This is a genomic window from Pseudomonas putida, assembly GCF_004357765.1.
Taxonomy (GTDB): Bacteria; Pseudomonadota; Gammaproteobacteria; order Pseudomonadales; family Pseudomonadaceae; genus Aquipseudomonas; species Aquipseudomonas putida_U.
In genome coordinates, this window is the sequence record NZ_SMTE01000014.1 from 24,654 (window position 1) to 43,052 (window position 18,399).

The 18,399-nt window shown below is 63.7% G+C and carries 20 protein-coding genes and 1 tRNA gene; 13 read left to right on the forward strand and 8 right to left on the reverse strand.

Translation table 11 applies throughout. The features are described from left to right. Positions 1 to 3 precede the first annotated feature (3 nt). Positions 4 to 621 carry an FKBP-type peptidyl-prolyl cis-trans isomerase gene (locus E2H86_RS20585; RefSeq protein ID WP_133331175.1) on the forward strand — a complete coding sequence of 206 codons (618 nt, stop codon included), beginning with the start codon at positions 4 to 6 and terminating at the stop codon, positions 619 to 621. Between the two features lie 108 nt (positions 622 to 729). On the opposite strand, the gene E2H86_RS20590 is transcribed toward E2H86_RS20585, so the two are convergent. From E2H86_RS20590 to E2H86_RS20600, 3 genes are all read right to left on the reverse strand, one after another. Next, a complete protein-coding gene (locus E2H86_RS20590; protein ID WP_133331177.1) occupies positions 730 to 975 on the reverse strand; it encodes a PA4570 family protein in 246 nt (81 codons plus the stop codon). An 80-nt stretch (positions 976 to 1,055) separates the two neighbouring features. Then, positions 1,056 to 1,397 (reverse strand): zinc ribbon domain-containing protein YjdM, encoded by a 342-nt coding sequence (locus E2H86_RS20595; protein WP_133331179.1) that lies wholly within the window; start codon positions 1,395 to 1,397, stop codon positions 1,056 to 1,058. Between the two features lie 162 nt (positions 1,398 to 1,559). Next, on the reverse strand, positions 1,560 to 2,528 hold the full coding sequence (locus E2H86_RS20600) for a polyprenyl synthetase family protein (protein ID WP_133331181.1): 969 nt from the start codon (positions 2,526 to 2,528) through the stop codon (positions 1,560 to 1,562). A gap of 244 nt (positions 2,529 to 2,772) precedes the next feature. Here E2H86_RS20600 and rplU point away from each other — a divergent pair, with 244 nt between their 5' ends. The 5 genes from rplU to E2H86_RS20625 all read left to right on the forward strand — a co-directional run bounded on the left by rplU (position 2,773) and on the right by E2H86_RS20625 (position 6,460). After that, a complete protein-coding gene (rplU, locus tag E2H86_RS20605) occupies positions 2,773 to 3,087 on the forward strand; it encodes a 50S ribosomal protein L21 (RefSeq protein ID WP_133331183.1) in 315 nt (104 codons plus the stop codon). Between the two features lie 38 nt (positions 3,088 to 3,125). Further along, complete coding sequence (gene rpmA, locus E2H86_RS20610) at positions 3,126 to 3,383, forward strand: 50S ribosomal protein L27 (protein ID WP_003247464.1); 258 nt, start codon at positions 3,126 to 3,128, stop codon at positions 3,381 to 3,383. A gap of 188 nt (positions 3,384 to 3,571) precedes the next feature. Next, positions 3,572 to 4,798, forward strand: a complete 1,227-nt coding sequence (gene cgtA, locus E2H86_RS20615) for an Obg family GTPase CgtA (protein ID WP_133331185.1) — start codon at positions 3,572 to 3,574, stop codon at positions 4,796 to 4,798. 85 nt (positions 4,799 to 4,883) lie between these two features. Next, a complete protein-coding gene (gene proB, locus E2H86_RS20620) occupies positions 4,884 to 6,002 on the forward strand; it encodes a glutamate 5-kinase (protein WP_133331187.1) in 1,119 nt (372 codons plus the stop codon). Further along, positions 5,999 to 6,460, forward strand: a complete 462-nt coding sequence (locus E2H86_RS20625) for a CreA family protein (protein WP_133331189.1) — start codon at positions 5,999 to 6,001, stop codon at positions 6,458 to 6,460. Before proB ends, E2H86_RS20625 begins: the two co-directional genes overlap by 4 nt. A 137-nt stretch (positions 6,461 to 6,597) precedes the next feature. Here the strand turns inward: E2H86_RS20625 and mksF are convergent, their stop codons facing one another. Genes mksF through mksB form a run of 3 tightly spaced genes read right to left on the reverse strand, consistent with a single transcriptional unit; the run spans position 6,598 to position 11,400 of the window. Then, the gene (gene mksF / locus E2H86_RS20630; RefSeq protein ID WP_133331191.1) at positions 6,598 to 9,429 is read right to left on the reverse strand and encodes an Mks condensin complex protein MksF; all 2,832 of its coding nucleotides are present in this window, start codon (positions 9,427 to 9,429) and stop codon (positions 6,598 to 6,600) included. Next, entirely contained in the window at positions 9,426 to 10,133 is a 708-nt protein-coding gene (mksE, locus tag E2H86_RS20635) for an Mks condensin complex protein MksE (protein ID WP_133331193.1), read from the reverse strand. Before mksE ends, mksF begins: the two co-directional genes overlap by 4 nt. Beyond that, a complete protein-coding gene (gene mksB / locus E2H86_RS20640) occupies positions 10,123 to 11,400 on the reverse strand; it encodes an Mks condensin complex protein MksB (RefSeq protein WP_133331195.1) in 1,278 nt (425 codons plus the stop codon). The genes mksE and mksB overlap by 11 nt, the downstream gene beginning before the upstream one ends. 302 nt (positions 11,401 to 11,702) lie before the next feature. Here mksB and E2H86_RS20645 point away from each other — a divergent pair, with 302 nt between their 5' ends. The 3 genes from E2H86_RS20645 to E2H86_RS20655 all read left to right on the forward strand — a co-directional run bounded on the left by E2H86_RS20645 (position 11,703) and on the right by E2H86_RS20655 (position 13,589). After that, positions 11,703 to 12,491, forward strand: coding sequence for an energy transducer TonB (locus E2H86_RS20645; protein ID WP_133331197.1), 789 nt, complete (start codon positions 11,703 to 11,705; stop codon positions 12,489 to 12,491). After that, entirely contained in the window at positions 12,488 to 12,943 is a 456-nt protein-coding gene (gene rimI, locus E2H86_RS20650) for a ribosomal protein S18-alanine N-acetyltransferase (protein WP_133331199.1), read from the forward strand. Before E2H86_RS20645 ends, rimI begins: the two co-directional genes overlap by 4 nt. A 64-nt stretch (positions 12,944 to 13,007) precedes the next feature. Continuing rightward, positions 13,008 to 13,589, forward strand: coding sequence for a D-Ala-D-Ala carboxypeptidase family metallohydrolase (locus E2H86_RS20655; RefSeq protein ID WP_133331201.1), 582 nt, complete (start codon positions 13,008 to 13,010; stop codon positions 13,587 to 13,589). A gap of 56 nt (positions 13,590 to 13,645) precedes the next feature. Here the strand turns inward: E2H86_RS20655 and E2H86_RS20660 are convergent. Both E2H86_RS20660 and E2H86_RS20665 read right to left on the reverse strand, forming a co-directional pair. Further along, positions 13,646 to 13,722: transfer RNA gene (locus E2H86_RS20660), tRNA-Met, on the reverse strand. A 95-nt stretch (positions 13,723 to 13,817) separates the two neighbouring features. Further along, positions 13,818 to 14,753 carry a FecR family protein gene (locus tag E2H86_RS20665; RefSeq protein ID WP_230385375.1) on the reverse strand — a complete coding sequence of 312 codons (936 nt, stop codon included), beginning with the start codon at positions 14,751 to 14,753 and terminating at the stop codon, positions 13,818 to 13,820. A gap of 178 nt (positions 14,754 to 14,931) precedes the next feature. Here E2H86_RS20665 and E2H86_RS20670 point away from each other — a divergent pair, with 178 nt between their 5' ends. From E2H86_RS20670 to E2H86_RS20680, 4 genes are all read left to right on the forward strand, one after another. Next, positions 14,932 to 16,146, forward strand: a complete 1,215-nt coding sequence (locus E2H86_RS20670; protein ID WP_133331203.1) for an MFS transporter — start codon at positions 14,932 to 14,934, stop codon at positions 16,144 to 16,146. A gap of 105 nt (positions 16,147 to 16,251) precedes the next feature. Continuing rightward, positions 16,252 to 16,395 (forward strand): hypothetical protein, encoded by a 144-nt coding sequence (locus E2H86_RS26040; protein ID WP_165976107.1) that lies wholly within the window; start codon positions 16,252 to 16,254, stop codon positions 16,393 to 16,395. Positions 16,396 to 16,479: 84 nt separating this feature from the next. After that, positions 16,480 to 17,640: an MFS transporter gene (locus tag E2H86_RS20675; protein ID WP_133331205.1), complete on the forward strand. Its 1,161-nt coding sequence runs from the start codon at positions 16,480 to 16,482 to the stop codon at positions 17,638 to 17,640. Between the two features lie 101 nt (positions 17,641 to 17,741). Further along, the gene (locus tag E2H86_RS20680) at positions 17,742 to 18,368 is read left to right on the forward strand and encodes a DNA-3-methyladenine glycosylase family protein (RefSeq protein ID WP_133331207.1); all 627 of its coding nucleotides are present in this window, start codon (positions 17,742 to 17,744) and stop codon (positions 18,366 to 18,368) included. Positions 18,369 to 18,399: the final 31 nt, after the last annotated feature.

Genomic DNA, 18,399 nt, shown 5'->3' on the forward strand with positions numbered 1-18,399 from the left:
ACCATGTCCGATATCAACCTGTCCACCGACGAAACCCGCGTCAGCTACGGCATCGGCCGTCAGCTGGGCGGCCAGCTGCGCGACAACCCGCCACCGGGCGTCAGCCTGGAAGCCATCGTTGCCGGCCTCACCGACGCTTTCAGCGGCGTCGAAAGCCGCGTCAGCGAAGCCGACCTTTCGGCCAGCTTCAAGGTCATCCGTGAAGTCATGCAGGCCGAAGCCGCTGCCAAGGCAGAAGCTGCTGCCGCTGCCGGTAAAGAATTCCTGGTCGAGAACGCCAAGCGTGAAGGCATCACCACCCTGGCTTCGGGCCTGCAATACGAAGTGATCACCGCAGGCGAGGGCGCCCAGCCGACCCGCGAAAGCAACGTGCGCACTCACTACCACGGCACCCTGATCGATGGCACCGTGTTCGATAGTTCCTACGAGCGTGGCCAGCCTGCCGAATTCCCGGTCGGTGGCGTGATCGCCGGTTGGACCGAAGCCCTGCAGCTGATGAACGCCGGCAGCAAATGGCGCCTGTACGTGCCGAGCGAGCTGGCCTACGGCGCCCAAGGCGTCGGCAGCATCCCGCCGCACAGCGTACTGGTGTTCGACGTCGAGCTGCTCGACGTTCTGTAATGCCCTCGGGCCGCTTTGCGGCCCATTCGCGGGACGAGCCCGCTCCTACAGCGATCGTATGCCCTGTGGGAGCGGGCTTGCCCCGCGAAGAGGCCGGCCTTGCCAGCCTCAATTCCAGTCTGTTCCCCCGGGGCGCAACGCCCGCGCATAGCAGAACAGAAACAGGTTTCTCACCAGTTCCTTGAGCACGATCGGTTCACTCGAATTCAGCCCGTTGAGGTCCAGGTCACCCAGGTCGCGCAGTTCGTCCAGGGCTTCTTCCTCGAGCACCGCGCACACTTCGCCGGTTTCCCGGTGCAGGATGCGCAGGTAGGGATGGGGACGGTCCAGCCAGGCGTCGATCAGATAAGTCATGGCTATTCTCCTTGGGTAGCGTCCCAATGAGAATAATTCTTATTATCAGAATAGCAAGCGCCAATTGCCGGATTTTGTCATCAGACCTTACGCACGAACTCGGACTTCAGCTTCATGGCGCCAATGCCGTCGATCTTGCAGTCGATATCGTGGTCGCCATCGCACAGGCGGATGTTCTTGACCTTGGTGCCGACCTTGACCACCAGGGACGAGCCCTTGACCTTGAGGTCCTTGATCACGGTGACAGTGTCGCCGTCCTGCAGAACGTTACCGACCGAGTCCTTCTTCACCACATCGTCGCTGGCCGCTTCTGGCTCACCGCTGGCCGACCACTCGTGGGCGCACTCGGGGCAGATCAGCTGAGTGCCATCCTCGTAGGTGTATTCGGAGTTGCATTTGGGGCAGGGTGGCAACGTGCTCACTTCGGTTCCTTAAACTGACGGGTGGTTAAAAACCCACATTGTATAAGGTTTTGCTGTCGATGTGTTTTGTCCGGACAAAAGCATCGCGGGCAAGCCCGCTCCTACAGGGATCACGCAATCCTGTGGGAGCGGGCTTGCCCGCGAAGAATCCGGCTCGGTCTGTCAGTGTGTACGCGCGACCGCAAACTCGCTCAACTCAACCAACGCATCGCGATACTCGCTGGCTGGCAGCACTTCCAGGCAGTCGATCGCACGCTTGACGTAGTCGCGCGCCAGTTGGGCGGTGTAGGCCAGGGCGCCGGAGGTCTTGACGGCCTCGCGAATCTGCTCGAGGTCTTCCAGGCCACCTTTCTGGATCGCCTGGCGCACCAGTGCGGCCTGCTCCGGGGTGCCTTCGCGCATGGTGTAGATCAGCGGCAGGGTCGGCTTGCCTTCGGCCAGATCGTCGCCGACGTTCTTGCCCAGGGCCTCGGCATCACCTTCGTAGTCGAGCAGGTCGTCGACCAGTTGGAAGGCGACGCCCAGGTGGTCGCCGAAGGTGCGCAGGGCTTCGCGCTGGGCCTCGGTGCCGCCGGCCAGGGCCGCGGCGCTGTGGGTCGAGGCCTCGAACAGCATCGCGGTCTTGCCGCGGATGACGTCCATGTAGATCTCTTCGGTAGTGCTGGCATCGCGCACGCGCGACAGCTGCAGTACTTCGCCCTCGGCGATCACCCGGGTGGCCTTGGAGAGGATCTGCATGACCGGCATCGAGCCGAGTTCTACCATCATCTCGAACGAGCGCGAGTACAGGAAGTCGCCGACCAGTACGCTGGGCGCGTTGCCCCACAGGGCATTGGCGGTGGAGCGACCGCGGCGCATGCCCGACATGTCGACCACGTCGTCGTGCAGCAGGGTGGCGGTGTGCAGGAACTCGATGGTCGCGGCCAGCAGGCGCAGATCATCGCCCTCACGGCCCAGGGCCTTGCCGCAGAGCAGTACCAGCAAGGGGCGCAGGCGCTTGCCGCCGGCGGACGTGATATAGTCGCCGATCTTCGATACCAGCGGCACGCGCGAGGTCAGCTGCTTCTTGATGATCTCGTCGACGGCGCTGAAATCGTCAGCTACCGCGCGGTAGAAGGTTTGGGGTTGCATCGGCTGCTCCATTCAGGTTGCGCGGCATGCTAGGTCGCGGGTACCGGTGTGTCAAGGCGCGCTGCCCGTGGGCCGGGGGCGCCACTTGCAAGCAAAACCCGGGTTGCGTACAATCGCGCACCCTAACTTCCTGGGCAGCACCTGCCTTACGCAATTGCACCGGGCCGTTCCAGCCCTGTGCAGCCATGCCAGCCAATACTCATCATATAAAGCGCTGGGTGAGCAGGATTATCGGAGAAATACCATGTCTTACGCAGTAATCGTTACCGGCGGCAAGCAGTACAAAGTCGCTGAAGGTGAATTCCTCAAGGTCGAGAAGCTGGAAGTCGCCACCGGCGAATCCGTGACTTTCGACCGCGTTCTGCTGGTTGCCAACGGTGACGACGTCACCATCGGTGCACCAGTCGTCGCCGGCGCTAAAGTGGTTGCCGAAGTCGTTTCGCAAGGCCGTCACGATAAAGTACGCATCATCAAGTTCCGTCGTCGTAAGCACCACATGAAGCGTATGGGCCACCGCCAGTGGTTCACCGAGATCAAAATCACCGGTATCCAGGCTTAATCCCCTAGATCCCCTGAATTTATTTGGAGAATTGAACCATGGCTCACAAAAAGGCTGGTGGTAGTACTCGTAACGGTCGCGACTCAGAATCGAAACGCCTTGGCGTGAAGATGTATGGCGGCCAGGTTATCAAGCCAGGCAACATCATCGTCCGTCAGCGCGGCACCGAATTCCACGCTGGCTACGGCGTTGGCATGGGCAAGGATCACACCTTGTTCGCCAAGATCGAAGGCGTGATCAAGTTCGAGAAAAAAGGCGAGTTCATGCGCCGTTACGTGAGCATCGTCGCCGCTTAATCGCGACGTCGCTCCAGAAGCCCCGTCATGCGACGGGGCTTTTTCGTTTGTGGTGAGCCTCTTGCAAAGCTGTTCGTATGGGCTGCCGGCGTTGGTTTCTACGGTCGTACGGGGCCGCCGCGCTCATTTTTGCAAGAGCCTCAGGGTTTGTGTCATTCAGCTCGTCGGTCGACGAGAGGCGGTTTTAGATGAAGTTTGTTGATGAAGTATCGATTCGGGTAAAGGCCGGTGACGGCGGTAACGGTTGCATGAGCTTCCGCCGCGAGAAGTTCATCGAGAACGGTGGTCCCAACGGCGGTGACGGTGGTGACGGCGGCTCGGTGTACATGGTCGCCGACGAAAACCTCAACACCCTGGTGGACTACCGCTATACCCGCCACCACGAGGCCCAGCGCGGCGCCAACGGCGGCAGCACCGACTGCACCGGCAAGAAGGGTGAAGACCTGTTCCTGCGCGTGCCGGTGGGCACCACGGTGATCGATGCCACCACCCAGGAGGTGATCGGTGACCTGATCGCCCCTGGCCAGAAGCTGATGGTCGCCCAGGGCGGCTGGCACGGGCTGGGCAACACCCGCTTCAAGTCCAGCACCAACCGCGCGCCGCGCCAGACCACCCCAGGCAAGCCGGGCGACCAGCGTGACCTGAAGATGGAGCTGAAAGTGCTGGCCGATGTCGGTCTGCTGGGCTTGCCTAACGCCGGCAAGAGCACCTTCATCCGTTCGGTCTCGGCAGCCAAGCCGAAAGTCGCCGACTATCCGTTCACCACCCTGGTGCCGAACCTGGGTGTGGTCAGCGTCGACCGCTGGAAGAGCTTCGTCATTGCCGACATCCCTGGTCTGATCGAGGGTGCTTCCGACGGCGCCGGTCTGGGTATCCGCTTCCTCAAGCACTTGGCCCGTACCCGCGTGCTGTTGCACCTGGTCGACCTGGCGCCGCTGGACGACAGCGACCCGGCCGATGCCGCCGAAGTCATCATCAACGAGCTGGCGCAGTTCAGCCCGTCGCTGATCGAGCGTGAGCGTTGGCTGGTGCTGAACAAGTGCGACATGCTGATGGATGACGAGCGCGACGAGCGGGCCAAGGCGGTGATCGAGCGCCTGCAGTGGGAAGGTCCTGTCTACATGATCTCGGCCATTGCCAAACAGGGTACCGAGCAGCTCAGCCACGACCTGATGCGCTACCTCGAAGAGCGCGCCGACCGCCTGGCCAACGACCCGGCCTACGCCGAAGAACTGGCCGACCTCGACCAGCGTATCGAAGACGAAGCCCGTGCCCAGCTGCAGGCCCTGGACGACGCGCGTACCTTGCGTCGTACCGGCGTCAAGAGCGTGCACGACATCGGCGATGACGATGGTTGGGATGATGATTTCGAGGACGACGAAGACGGCCCGGAAATCATTTACGTGCGCGACTGATCGGTTGCAGTACACTAAACGCCGCTCCTCGGAGCGGCGTTTTTGTATCTACGGTATCTACAGATTCGACATAGGTTGGAAGAAGATGCGAAGCAAGGTGACAGGCGCCAAGCGCTGGGTCGTGAAGATCGGCAGCGCCCTGCTGACGGCCGATGGCAAGGGCCTCGACCGCGGCGCCATGGCCGTTTGGGTCGAGCAGATGGTGGCATTGCGGGAAGCGGGCGTGGAACTGGTGCTGGTCTCCTCCGGGGCCGTGGCCGCGGGCATGAGCCAGTTGGGCTGGACCTCGCGACCGAGCGCGATGAACGAGCTGCAGGCCGCCGCCTCGATCGGCCAGATGCGCCTGGTGCAGGCCTGGGAGTCGAGTTTCGGCGAGCACGGCAAGCACACCGCGCAGATCCTCCTGACCCATGACGATCTGTCCGACCGAAAACGTTACCTCAATGCCCGCAGCACCCTGCGCACCCTGGTCGACCTGGGCGTGGTGCCGGTGATCAACGAGAACGACACGGTGGTCACCGACGAGATCCGCTTCGGCGACAACGACACCCTCGCCGCGCTGGTGGCCAACTTGGTCGAAGCCGATCTGCTGGTGATTCTCACCGACCGCGATGGCATGTTCGATGCCGACCCGCGCAACAACCCCGAGGCCCAGTTGATCTACGAGGCCCGCGCCGACGACCCGGCGCTGGACGCAGTGGCGGGCGGCACCGGTGGTGCCCTGGGCCGTGGCGGTATGCAGACCAAGCTGCGCGCTGCGCGTCTGGCGGCCCGTTCCGGTGCCCACACCATCATCATCGGCGGGCGCATCGAGCGCGTGCTCGATCGTCTCAAGGCCGGCGAGCGCCTGGGCACCTTGCTGTCGCCCGAGCGCGGCATGCTGGCGGCGCGCAAGCAGTGGCTGGCTGGCCACCTGCAGACCCGCGGCACCTTGGTGCTCGACGCCGGTGCCGTGCAGGCCCTGCGTCAGGCCAACAAGAGCCTGCTGCCGGTTGGTGTGAAGACCGTGCAGGGCAGCTTCCGGCGTGGCGAGATGGTGGTCTGCGTCGGACCGGACGGGCTTGAGGTCGCACGCGGCCTGGCCAACTACAGTGCGCTGGAAGCGCAGAAGATCATCGGCCAGCCGTCGGACGCCATCGAGGGCGTGCTGGGCTACATTGCCGAGCCGGAGCTGGTGCACCGCGATAATCTGGTGCTGGTATGAGTGTGCTGAAGCAGGCGCTGGGTATCCTGGCGCTGGCATTGCCGATAGTCGCCGGGGCCGAGGAAATCGGCCAGGTTTCCACCGTGTTCAAGTTCCTTGGGCCGAACGATCGCATCGTCGTCGAGGCGTTCGACGATCCCAAGGTAGAGGGTGTGACCTGTTACCTGTCGCGGGCCAAGACCGGTGGCGTGAAAGGTGGGCTGGGGTTGGCCGAGGACCGGGCGGAGGCGTCGATCGCCTGTCGCCAGGTCGGACCGATCAATTTCAAGGGTGAACTCAAGGATGGCGAGGAGGTGTTCAAGGAGCGCACCTCGCTGGTGTTCAAGACCATGCAAGTGGTGCGTTTTCTCGACAAGAAGCGCAATACGCTGGTGTACCTGGTGTACAGCGACCGCATGATCGAAGGCAGCCCGCAGAATGCGGTGACGGCGATTCCGATCTTGCCTTGGGCTCAATGATCGCCTGGTAGATTGCAGGGAGGCCTTTGGCCTCCATTCGCGGGGCAAGCCCGCTCCCACAAGTACCGCGCTGCCCCGTATCTGTAGGAGCGGGCTTGTCCCGCGAAAGGGCCGCAAAGCGGCCCCCATACAACGAATCAGGCCAGCTCTTCGGCCTCATCCTCACGCACGATCGCCTTCACTTCATCGCGGCGGCTGATGAACTTCCAGTCCGCTTCATCGATGTAGATGCCGTTCGGCCCGCTACCCCCTTCCAGGTCGATCGCCACGCGCGCCGACACCTGCGGCTTGACGCTGGCCAGGATCGGTACGAAGCCCAGCTGCAGACTGGTTTCCAGCAATGCCGCCTGGTTGCGCTCGTCGATGTCCGCCGCCTCGTCGAGGTAGTAGGGCAGGCGAATGCGCCCTGCCAGGTCGCGGTCCATCAGGTGCAGCAACAGATACATGTTGGTCAGCGCCTTGATGGTCATGGTGGTGCCGTTGGACGCGGCGCCATCGATGTCGGCATGGATCACCGGCTGGCTGTTGATCTTGGTGATCTCGAAGGCCAGCTCGAACAGGTCCTTGAGGCCCAGCTGGTTGTGGTTGGCTGCCACCAGTCGTGCCAGGTATTCCTTGGCTTCTTCGTTCTTGTGATCCTGCTCGGCGCTCTGAGTCAGGTCGAACACCGACAGTGTCTCACCTTCCTCGTACTGGCCGGCGCTGTGGATGATCTGGTCGATGTGCTTGAGCGCTTCCTTGTTCGGCGCCAGGACCACGCGGAAGCTTTCCAGGTTGGACACCTGGCGCTTGTTGATCTCGCGGTTGAACAGGGCCAGCTGGTGTTCGAGGCTGTCGTAGTCGCTGCGGATGTTGCGCAGGGTCCGGGCGATGTCGGTCACCGCAGCACGGCGTGCCTTGGCCAGGGTCAGGGCCTCGTCGGTGCGGTGCGCATAGGCGTTCACCAGCAGCTGCAGGCGGCGCTCCATGTCGTCTTCGCTGTCGAACTTGGCCACGCCCTTGAGGCGAACCTGGGCATACAGCGCCTCGATCTGGTTGTCGACCCGCTGCAGGCTCTGCCACGCATCCTGGTAATCGTTGAGCAGCGGCAGCAGGTTGTCCATCGAGTCGTCGACCGCGTCCATGAACGGCGTGCCGAACGGCAGGTCGGCCGGCAGCAACTGGCGGCGGCGCAGGGCGTCTTCGAGGGTGCGCTGCTTGGCTTCGAGGTCGGCGATCTGGCGGCCGACCAATTGCAGTTTGGCCGACAGCTGCTGGACGCGTTCGGTGAAGGCATCACTGGAGCGCTTGAGCTCGTCCTGGGCCGCCTCCAGCTGCGCCAACTGTTCCAGTTTCTCCGGCTCTTCGGCGCTCAAGGTCTCGCTGCGGCGGTAGTCTTCCAGGGCCTTCTGAGCATCCAGCACCTGCTGGTACAGCGCCTCTGTCTGCGCCTTGGAGGCGCTGCGGTCGGCGGCGACCGATTGTTGGGTCTTGAGCTGCTTGAGCTCTTTCTCCAGGCGCTCTTTCTGATCGCGCAGGGCGGCTCGGTCGGCCAGGGCCTGCAGTGCCGGTGGGTCGATGTGCGACAGGTCGATGGAGATGCCTGGCGCTTCGAAACGCTCGCCCTTGAAGCTGTCGAGCACCGCTTCGAGGGATTTCACCCACAGGTCGCTGTCGTCCAGTTCGATGCCGCGCTCACCCAGCGGCAGGCTGAACAGCGCTCCGTTGAACAGGCGCATCAGGCGGTCGACGTCCTGTTGCGAGAACTCCTCGCGCAGGCGGGCGTAGCTGTTGTTGTCGGCGTGGTCGAGCTGTTGCTTGACCTGCTTGAGGCGTTTTTCCAGATCGCGTACACGCTCGTCGAGGTCTTCGGCGGAGAACTGCCGGGACTGGGCCAGTGCGCCGGCCAATTCGTCGTGAGCATCCTTGGCCGCCAGCAATTGCTGTTCCAGCACCTTGGCGTCCTCGACCAGGGCGAAGCGGTGCTTGAGCACCGACAGCTCGCCCAGCCAGCGCTGGATGCCGGTGATCTCGCGTTCAAGGCGCATCAGCTCCTGGGTGCCGCTGCGCTGGTCGTTCTGCAGGCTGTCCTGCTCGCTGCGGTAGTGCTCGGCCTGGATCACCAGTTCTTCCTTGCGCGCCATGGCGTATTCCTGCCAGGTGCCCAGCAGGTTGTCGAGCAACGGCGAAAGGCGGTGCAGCTTGCCGCGCAGGATGTCGCGCTGGGCTACGCCACCGGCCAGGGCTTCGACCAGCGGGCCGGCGGCGACCAGGGCGTTGTAGTCCTGCTCCATGCGGCGCACGTCGCGGAAGGCTTCTTCGCAAGCGGCGATGTAGTCGACGCTGCCCGAGCGCAGGCTGTGCTCGAAAGCGTCGAGGAACAGCTGCTTGAGCTTGGCGGCGGTGATCTCGCGCATGTGCAGCAGGTTGATGAACAGGGCGCGGAAAGTTTTCAGGCTCTGCTCGCTGGTCGAGCGCAGCGGAATCAGGGTCAGGTCCAGCGGTACCGAGGTGTGGCCACCGACCAGCAGCCGGCGTAGCTCGTCCGGTTTGAGCTCGTAGGCCTTCAGGCCCAGGCGCTCAAGGTTGGTGAACAGCTCTTTCTGGCGCAGGCAGGTGTCGTTCTTCTGGTAGTGGGCCAGGTCCAGCTCGCCCTTGTAGGCGAAGAACTGGTGGCCGAAACCACCGCCGGGACCGCGACCGACCACGCCGACCACGTGCGGGCCGTGGGGCAGGTTCAGTTCGCAGAGAATGTACGAGGTGTCGCTGGCGAAGTAGAACCGGCGCGACTGCTCCAGGCTGTATTTGCCGAAGCTCATGTCGGACATGCGCGCCAGGATCGGGAACTGCAGGGCGTTGATCGACGCCGATTTACCCAGGTTGTTGGCGCCATAGACCGACAGCGGGTGTTCCAGGGGGAACAGGCCGAGGCTGTAGCCGGCGGTGTTGAGCAGTGCGAAGCGGCGGATGCCGTAGCGTTCCTGGCTCATGCGTCAATCTCCTGTTGCTCTTCGCGGATGGCCCGGGCCAGGGCGTCCTCTTCGCTTTCCTCGCCGTCGAATGGCGTGAGGTCGAGCGGATCGTCGGTACGGTTGAGTTCTTCCGGGCTTTCTTCTTCGACCAGTACCGGGGTCGGCAGCGGCAGGTCGCTGTGCAGGCTGGCGGCCAGGTCGCGGTCCTGTTGTACCGACAGGCACACGTCGAGGAAGCGGTGCATCGGCGGCAGGAAGCGGTAGATGCCGCCTTCTTCATGGGCGAAGCCGAGCTGGGTCATGCGGCGCATGATCTTTTCTTCGAGCTCGTCGACGGTCTGCACTTCGGCCTGCAGGAACAGGTCGCGGTACTTGTCCAGCAGCGACGGCAGCTCGTCGCGGCCGATGCTGCCGCCATCGAGCACGGCCATCGGGTCACGGCCCTGGTCGGCCAAATGCTCGACCAGGATGAAGGTGAACAGCGACAGGCGCTGGGCGGTCTTGTTGACCTGCGCGGCGGCCTGTTCGGGGACGAAGTAATAGAACCCGCGGGTGTCGCACACCAGCTCGAAGCCCAGGGCTTTGAACAGGGTGCGGTACTGGTCCTGGAAGTTCGACAGCTGCGCGTACATCTCAGGGTCGCGGCGGCTGACGTGGAAGCCCTTGAACAGCTCGCGGAAGATCGGCGCGAGCTGGGACAGTTCGGAGAGATCAAGATGCATTGGCTGGGCTCGCGTTGGTGTCAGGTTGCGCTTGGCGGGTGGACGTCAGGGCGAACGAGCGCAGGCTGACCAGATGTTCCTGGGTGCTGTACTCGCGGCGCTCGAGGCGTTCGCGCTTGAAGCGTTTTTCCCGCGAAAGGCGCGAGAACCAGTACAGCAATTCGTCGGTGGCGCCTTCAGGCTCCTGCTCCAGTAGCCAGACCATGAGGTCGGGCAGCGGCAGGGCGTCCTCGCAGCGTTCGAGCATTTCCTTGACCGTGCGCGGCGCCCGCGGCAGCGGCCCCTTCTGGGTCTTGTGCGCCTTGGGGAAACGAGCCGGCTTGGGCTCGAAGCGGGCCAGGGCATAGACATACGCTTCGACCTGGCTGGCACTGCCGAGGAAGGTGCTCTGGGGACGGGTGAACAGCGGCATGGCCGCTTGCGGTACGGCGTCGATGCCCTTGCGCCGGATCACCGACAGGGCCAGTGCGGCGCCGCGGGTCACGGCGTTGTGCCGGCGCGCTTCTTCTCGCAGCGGCAGCAGCAGTTCGCGGGCGTGGCGCAGGGTCAGCTGGGCGCTGGTCTGCATCTCGAGGATGCGCGCGTGGGTGCGCAGCAGCATGTCGTCGTCGACCAGGTGGCCCAGGCGCGCCTGTTCGCCAAGCAGCTTCAGCAGCACGGTCTCGACCTTGCGCACACCCTGTTCGAAGGCGCCGTCGGCGTTGACCAGCTGGATCATCGGTTCGACGTATTCGTCCCAGGTCGCCAGGACTTCGGCATACCGTTGGCGCAGCGGGATCTGGCGGTTGCTGGTCTTGGCCCGTTCGGCCACGGCCACCAGTGCCTGTTCGTCGTTGTCGAGCTTCTTGAGCACGTCGCGTACACGCATGTCCAGCAAGCGCAACTGGCGTGCCAGATCGTCGCTGTCGCGGTTGTCGAAGGCGTCCTGGATATGCCCGGCCAGGCGCTCCAGGTGGCGCAGGTAGGCCTCGATCTCCAGGCACAGGCCCAGGCGGTGTTCGCGGCGCAGGTAGGCGAGGAAGTCGTGGATCTGGGCATTGAGCTCGAAGCGGTTCGGGCTCTTGGCCACCGGCACGAGAATATCCAGGCGGATCCACACGTCGAGCAACTGGGTGATGTCCTGCGGGGTGCTTTCCACCTGCTGGCGGCCCAGTTGCTGGCGCAGTTCGACCAGGCTCAGGGTGCCCTGGTCGAAACGCTCGCACAGCGGCTCGATCAGGGCCCAGTGTTCGGCTAGGGCGCGCAGGACGCGCTTGGGTTCGATCATTGGCGTCGACTCGTTGCCAAGTAAAAGGGGGCGATTGTACTGCATCCTAGGGGGAGGATTTCACCCCTTGGTCTGTAATGAGGGGTAACCCTTGCTTCTGTGGGGGAATCCGCTGGCCTGTTCGCGGGTAAACCCGCTCCTACAGGATCTCCACCATTTCGAATACTGAGGGGTATCTGTAGGAGCGGGTTTACCCGCGAACGGGCCAGGCGAGGCAACAATTTTCTGCCGACCTGTTGAGGCGCCGGACGCCCAACGGCGTTAGAATGCCCGACTGACTTCACCCCCCGGATACCCGAGCCTTGCTGACCGAGCCCCGCCGCCGCGCCTACCTTTCCGCCATGCAAGTGGTGCATTGGCTGCCGCGCGCCGAACTGCCGTTCGCTGCGCCGTCGCGCCCAGAGCTGCTCCTGCCACAGGCGCCAGTGGACGAGCTCGAATTCGAGCCCCGGACCGCGGCGGCTGTCGCCAGCGAGGCGGCGGTCGTGCCGCAAGCACGTAACGTGGAACGCCCGAAGATCGAAGTGCCACGCCCAGGCAGCACGCCCAAGCCTTCGGCCAAGATGGCCGAAGCCGAGCCGCCGGCGCCGGCCCCGCGTCCGCTACCGGTGCCGCCGCCACGCTTTGCCCTGCAGCTGCTGCGAGCCGGCAGTTGCCTGCTGCTGGTGGAGCTCGCCACTGGCCAGCCGTTCCAGAGCCGCGACCCATCCTACCTGCTGCTCAAAGACATGCTGCGTGCTGCCGGATTGCCCGATGCGCCGCAGATCATCGGTGAGCCGGTGCGCTGGCCGTTGCTGGTGCGCGGCAACATGGATCAAGGCCCGGACGCGGCGCGCGATTTCGTCCAGGGCTTCATCCAGGCTCGCCTGGAAGAGGCGCCCAGTGCCTGTCTGTGGCTGATCGGCCTGCCGGCTCTGCGCTTCGCAGCCCATGCCGAGGCCGAAGCTTACTACCAAGTACTCAAGATTGACGGCCTGGGCGAGGCCTGGGCCTTGCCCGGTCTTGAACTGTTGATGGACGAGCCGCAGCGCAAGGCGGACGTCTGGAAAGCCATGCGCCAGCTCATGGCGCGCTGGAAGAGCGTTGAATGAGTGACTCGATCAGCTTCCGCCCGATGACCGAGGCGGATCTGGATGCCGTGCTTAAGATCGAATATGCCGCGTTCAGTCACCCTTGGACCCGAGGGATTTTCCTGGACGCGCTGAAGTCCTACGAGGTCTGGTTGATGTTCGATGGTCAGCAACAGGTGGGCCATGGCGTGATCAACGTGATCATCGACGAGGCCCATCTGCTCAACATCACCGTCAAGCCCGAGAACCAGGGCCGCGGCCTGGGATTGCGTCTGCTTGAGCACTTGATGGCGCGTGCCTATCAGCTCAATGGCCGCGAATGCTTCCTCGAAGTGCGCGCCAGCAACCAGTCGGCCTATCGCCTGTACGAGCGCTACGGTTTCAATGAGATCGGCCGCCGCCGCGACTACTATCCGGTTGCCGGAGGGCGCGAAGATGCCTTGGTAATGGCTTGCACCCTGCTCGAAGAGTGACTTGACTGCATGGCAGTACCCGCGCGCGTGACGCGGGTGTGCCCGGTGTGGCAGGGGAGGAGCGATGCGCAGGCTGGTGCTGGCGGCGATGTTCATGGTGGGTGCTGTCCACGCCGATGATCGCGACCTATGGATGTTCGCCCAATGGGCCGGGGATCACCAGACCCGGCCATTTCGCGAGATGTTGGTCGAGGCCCGGCTCTACGGCGTGGTACCGATCCATCAGCTGCTGCGCTCGGCTTCGGACTGGAGGCAATGCCACGCCTCGCCGTTCGCGGTTCCGCCGGTCAGCAACTGGGCGGCGGTGCGTTCTACCCTGGCGTTGCTCCACACCCTCGACCAGCAAGGCCTCTTGCGTCAGTTCGAGGTGGTGTCGGCCTACCGTGAGCCGGTATTGAACCGCTGTGCCGGTGGCGCCGTGGCCAGTGCCCATACCCGCGCCTTCGCCGTCGACATCCTGCTGCCTGCCTGGGCCGATCCCAATCCGTTGTGCGTCTTCTGGCAGCAGCATGGCCAGGCCTGGAACATGGGGCTGGGTCGCTATCCCACCGGCCGCATCCATATCGACACTGCCGGTTACCGGACCTGGGGTGGGGATGGGGGGCCCGCATCGTCGTACTGCGCCAAGCTGGCGGCTGGCAGCTAGGGTTTTCTGCAGACAAAGAAAAAGGGCTTACCTTGCGGTAAGCCCTTTGACTTGTTTGGTGGCTACACAGGGACTTGAACCCCGGACCCCAGCATTATGAATGCTATGCTCTAACCAACTGAGCTATGTAGCCGATGGCGCGCATTATTCTCTTGCGCAGGCCTGCTGTCAACACTGATTTGAAAAAAAATTTGCACGCTTTCAAAAACTTAGCCGTCAGGCCCAGCTTCAGTACGCAATCAGCCATTGACCTAGCACGCCATGCACACGCAGGTGCTGTTGCTCCGCCAGTCTGTCCAAGGCTTCTTCGCTGCGGTCGAGGTTGTAGGTGCCGGTCACACGCCGATAGGCGGCGTGATCATTCCACAACACGAGTCGTTGGCCTTGATGGGCGGCCAAGCGCTCCAACACGTCGGCCAGTGGCATATCGGTGGCACGCAGGTAGCCGGTTCGCCAGGCCGTTGAGGCGTTGGCATCGACTTTTTGTACTGCGTCGATCCGGGCATCGTTGAAGGTGACCCGTTCACCGCTCGCCACCATGCGCTGATCGCCGCCCTGGATGACCATGGCTTTGCCACTCAAGACCGTAAGTTCGCTCTGGTCGGCACGGCGGGCCAGCGCCAACCGGGTGCCGAACACCTGGATGCGTGCATCGGCGACTTCGATTTCCATCGCCCGACCATCGAGCATCACCTCCACGTCGACCTGGCCTTGCACCAGCTGCAGCACCCGCGTGCGTCCACGCAGATCGACATTCATGGCGCTGGCGCTGTCCAGGTGCAGGGTGCTGCCATCGTTCAGGCGCACGCTGCGCCGCTCGCCGACGTCGGTGTGCAACTCGCTGCCCAAACGCTGCAGCAAAGGCCAATACAGGTAGGCCAACGCTCCGAGCAGCAGCAGGAACGATAACCCCAGGTACTTGCCCGTCACGCTGCGACGCGTCTTGATCAACTGGGGGCGAGGGCGGCTAGGTAGCGCTGGGTGCAGCTGTTGCCAACAGGCTTCGAGTTCGGCGTAGGCGTGGGCATTGAGTGGGTCCTGGCACCACAGGGCAAAGGCCTGGCGGGTCTGTACGTCGCAACCTGGCTGGCGCAATAGCGAAAACCAACGCAGTGCCTCCTGTTGAGGATCGGATTGGGTCTGCGCGGCGGACATAGGGCTCATGGCGGCTGCTCGCTGGAAGTGGGCGTTTCGCCCAGCGATAACGGGGTGACAGGTCGAGGATGCTAAATATATTGAGAACCATTTGCAAGTATGCAGGTGCCGCTGAGAAATAAAGGTAGCTATGTATCTATTTGTTTCCCGATAATCGGATCCCAACCTGCGGACGGAGATCAGGCCAATGGCCATCAGTAGCGCTTCCTCGGCTACCACCAGCGGCACGGCAAACCCAGCCAACCCGCTGGTGATGCGCATCATCACCTTCTGTGCCTTGGCGCATCTGATCAACGACTTGATCCAGTCGGTGCTGCCGGCGATCTACCCGATGCTCAAGACCAGCTACGGGCTCAGCTTCGCCCAGATCGGCATGATCACCCTGACGTTCCAGATCACCGCCTCGCTGTTGCAGCCGTGGGTCGGCTTCTTCACCGACCGTCGACCGACGCCCAACCTGCTGCCGTTGGGCACCTTGTGCACCTTGGTCGGTATCGTGATGCTGGCGTTCGTCGGTAGCTTCCCGATGATCCTGCTGGCCTCGGCGCTGGTGGGCATCGGCTCGTCGACCTTCCACCCGGAAACCTCGCGCATCGCCCGCCTGGCCTCCGGGGGGCGCTTCGGCCTGGCCCAGTCGACCTTCCAGGTCGGCGGCAACACCGGCTCGGCCCTGGGCCCGCTGCTGGCGGCGGCCATCGTCATTCCGTTCGGCCAGGGCCACGTGGCCTGGTTCGGCGTCGCCGGCCTGGCGTTCTTCGGCGTGACCCTGATGCTGCGCCGTTGGTACAAGGAACATCTCAACCAGGCCAAGACACGCAAGGCGGTGCAGGCCAGCCATGGCATCTCCCGCCAGCGGGTGATCGCCGCCTTGATCGTGCTGGGCCTGTTGGTGTTCTCCAAATACTTCTACATGGCCAGCTTCACCAGCTATTTCACCTTCTACCTGATCGAGAAGTTCGACCTCTCGGTGGCCAGCTCGCAACTGCACCTGTTCCTGTTCCTCGGCGCGGTGGCGGCCGGTACCTTCTTCGGTGGGCCGATCGGCGACCGTATCGGGCGCAAGGCGGTGATCTGGTTCTCGATTCTGGGCGTGGCGCCGTTCACTCTGGCGCTGCCCTATGCCGACCTGTTCTGGACCACCGTGCTGAGCGTGGTGATCGGCTTCATCCTGGCATCGGCGTTCTCCGCCATCGTGGTGTATGCCCAGGAACTGGTGCCTGGAAGCGTAGGCATGATCGCCGGGATCTTCTTCGGTTTGATGTTCGGTTTTGGTGGCATCGGTGCTGCGCTGCTGGGCTATCTGGCCGATCTGCGTGGTATCGAATACGTCTATGGGCTTTGCTCGTTCCTGCCCTTGTTCGGTTTGCTGGCGGTGTTCCTGCCCAGCACCGGTAAGCGTTGAGACTGCTTGGGCTGCATTGCAGCCCATTCGCGGGCAATTGACGATGCAGCCCGCCATCGCCTAGAGTGCCGCCTCTCTCCACCCTTCCACGTAGTCGTTACCGTAATGCGCCGTAGCCAATGTCTCCCTCGCACCCGTCAGCCTGCCTTGCAGGCGATGCGCCGTGCGTGGCCGAGCGATACGGTGCTCAAGCGGCGGCGCAGCGTGCTGTTTGCCTTCACCTTCTCGCCACACCTCGCCCTGAACTGAACTGCGCCCCTGCATCGCCTGGCATTCTGGCGTGCTCGCGGGCGCCTGCATTTGCGCGTCTTTTCAGTTTGCGAGGAGTGGTACATGAACATGCGTTTGCTGGCCGGCCTGTTGTTCGCCGTGTCGGTCGTCGGTTTCAGCCTGGGAGCCAGCCTGCCGCTGGTGTCGTTGCGCCTGCACGAGGCAGGAGCCGGTACCCTGGAAATCGGCATCATTGCGGCCATACCCGCGGCGGGGATGATGCTTTCGGCGTTCATGGTCGACGCCTGTTGCCGGCACCTGACCCGGCGCACCATCTACCTGTTGTGCTTCAGCTTATGCACCGTGAGCATCGCCCTGCTCGAATCGGCCTTCGCTTCGCTGTGGCTGCTGGCTGTGCTGCGCCTGGGGCTGGGCATCGGCATGGGCATTGCGATCATCCTTGGCGAATCCTGGGTCAACGAACTCTGCCCGGACCACAATCGCGGCAAGATCATGGCCTTGTACGCCACCAGCTTCACCGGATTCCAGGTACTGGGCCCGGCACTGCTGGCGCTGCTCGGCGCCGACAGCCCGTGGATCATTGGTGTGGTGACCCTCGGTTACGGCCTGGCGCTGCTGTGCATCCTGCTGACCGTGCCCAACGACCACGTCGAGCATGGTGAGGAGGGTGAGAAGAGCTTCGGCCTGGCCGGGTTCTTCCGCGTGGCCCCGGCATTGTGCGTGGCGGTGTTGTTCTTCTCGTTCTTCGATGCCGTGGTGCTGTCGTTGTTGCCGGTGTATGCCAGCAGCCATGGCTTCGCCGTGGGTGTGGCGGCGCTGATGGTGACAGTGGTGTTCGCTGGCGACATGGTGTTCCAACTGCCGCTGGGCTGGTTGGCCGACCGCGTCGAGCGCACCGGGCTGCATCTGCTGTGTGGGCTGGTGGCGATGGCCATCGGCATCGCCTTGCCCTGGTTGCTGGACATGACCTGGCTGCTGTGGCCGATGCTGGTGCTGTTGGGCGCGGTGGCGGGGGCGATCTACACCTTGGCGTTGGTGCTGATCGGTCAGCGTTTCAAGGGCCAGGACCTGGTCACGGCCAATGCCAGTGTGGGCTTACTGTGGGGTGTCGGTAGCCTGGTCGGGCCGCTGCTCAGCGGCGCGGCGATGGACGTGGCGCCCCATGGGCTGCCGATGGCCCTGGCGCTGATGGCGGGGTTGTTCGTGTGTTTCGCTCGGCAATCGTATCGGCGGACGGGGCGGTTGCGGGCAGTGGTGGACTGAGGCGCTCGATTGCATGCCAGGAATTACCGCGCAAGAACCGGCGTTTCGCCGTCCCATCACTGAGCTAAGATGGAGCTGGCCTGAACCCACTGGAGGCTTGCATGACCCTCGCCGACCCGGTGCCCGATGACTACCGTGCGGCCATCGACTACCTGAGCGCGCTGGACGCTGACTGGGCGCGGCATATCGCTGCGGTGGGGCCGTGCCTGCACCAGGCCAAGCCAGCGCAGGAGCCCTACGAGGCACTGGTGCGGGCGATCGCCTACCAGCAATTGCATGGGCGTGCCGCCGAGGCCATTCTGGGGCGGATGCTGGCGTTGTTTCCCGAGGTGGCGTTTCCGCGCCCTGAGCAATTGTTGGCAGTGGAACCGCAGACGCTGCGCGCTTGTGGTTTTTCGGCGAGCAAGCTGGCGACGATCCAGGGCATCGCCCAGGCGCGTCTGGAGGGGCGGGTCCCTAGCCGCGCCGAGGCGCTGGTGATGGACGATGAAGCCCTGATCGAGCGTCTGGTGGCGTTGCGTGGCGTAGGGCGCTGGACCGTGGAGATGTTGCTGATCTATTGCCTGGAGCGCCCGGATATCCTGCCGGTGGACGATTTCGGCGTGCGCGCCGGGTATCGCCGGCTCAAAGGCCTGGACAAAGCGCCGACACCGGCGCAGTTGCGGGCCCTGGGGATGGCGTGGAGCCCGTTTCGTACAGTGGCGGCCTGGTACCTGTGGCGGGCCTGATGGACGCTCAGTGGCATGTCCGGCCTTTTCG

Excerpts from the sequence above, each read along its gene's own strand:
- E2H86_RS20585 (WP_133331175.1), top strand. The coding sequence starts at position 4 with ATGTCCGATATCAACCTGTCCACCGACGAAACCCGCGTCAGCTACGGC.
- E2H86_RS20590 (WP_133331177.1), bottom strand. The coding sequence starts at position 975 with ATGACTTATCTGATCGACGCCTGGCTGGACCGTCCCCATCCCTACCTG.
- E2H86_RS20600 (WP_133331181.1), bottom strand. The coding sequence starts at position 2,528 with ATGCAACCCCAAACCTTCTACCGCGCGGTAGCTGACGATTTCAGCGCC.
- rplU (WP_133331183.1), top strand. The coding sequence starts at position 2,773 with ATGTCTTACGCAGTAATCGTTACCGGCGGCAAGCAGTACAAAGTCGCT.
- rpmA (WP_003247464.1), top strand. The coding sequence starts at position 3,126 with ATGGCTCACAAAAAGGCTGGTGGTAGTACTCGTAACGGTCGCGACTCA.
- cgtA (WP_133331185.1), top strand. The coding sequence starts at position 3,572 with ATGAAGTTTGTTGATGAAGTATCGATTCGGGTAAAGGCCGGTGACGGC.
- proB (WP_133331187.1), top strand. The coding sequence starts at position 4,884 with ATGCGAAGCAAGGTGACAGGCGCCAAGCGCTGGGTCGTGAAGATCGGC.
- E2H86_RS20625 (WP_133331189.1), top strand. The coding sequence starts at position 5,999 with ATGAGTGTGCTGAAGCAGGCGCTGGGTATCCTGGCGCTGGCATTGCCG.
- mksF (WP_133331191.1), bottom strand. The coding sequence starts at position 9,429 with ATGAGCCAGGAACGCTACGGCATCCGCCGCTTCGCACTGCTCAACACC.
- mksE (WP_133331193.1), bottom strand. The coding sequence starts at position 10,133 with ATGCATCTTGATCTCTCCGAACTGTCCCAGCTCGCGCCGATCTTCCGC.
- mksB (WP_133331195.1), bottom strand. The coding sequence starts at position 11,400 with ATGATCGAACCCAAGCGCGTCCTGCGCGCCCTAGCCGAACACTGGGCC.
- rimI (WP_133331199.1), top strand. The coding sequence starts at position 12,488 with ATGAGTGACTCGATCAGCTTCCGCCCGATGACCGAGGCGGATCTGGAT.
- E2H86_RS20655 (WP_133331201.1), top strand. The coding sequence starts at position 13,008 with ATGCGCAGGCTGGTGCTGGCGGCGATGTTCATGGTGGGTGCTGTCCAC.
- E2H86_RS20665 (WP_230385375.1), bottom strand. The coding sequence starts at position 14,753 with ATGAGCCCTATGTCCGCCGCGCAGACCCAATCCGATCCTCAACAGGAG.
- E2H86_RS20670 (WP_133331203.1), top strand. The coding sequence starts at position 14,932 with ATGGCCATCAGTAGCGCTTCCTCGGCTACCACCAGCGGCACGGCAAAC.
- E2H86_RS26040 (WP_165976107.1), top strand. The coding sequence starts at position 16,252 with ATGCGCCGTAGCCAATGTCTCCCTCGCACCCGTCAGCCTGCCTTGCAG.
- E2H86_RS20675 (WP_133331205.1), top strand. The coding sequence starts at position 16,480 with ATGAACATGCGTTTGCTGGCCGGCCTGTTGTTCGCCGTGTCGGTCGTC.
- E2H86_RS20680 (WP_133331207.1), top strand. The coding sequence starts at position 17,742 with ATGACCCTCGCCGACCCGGTGCCCGATGACTACCGTGCGGCCATCGAC.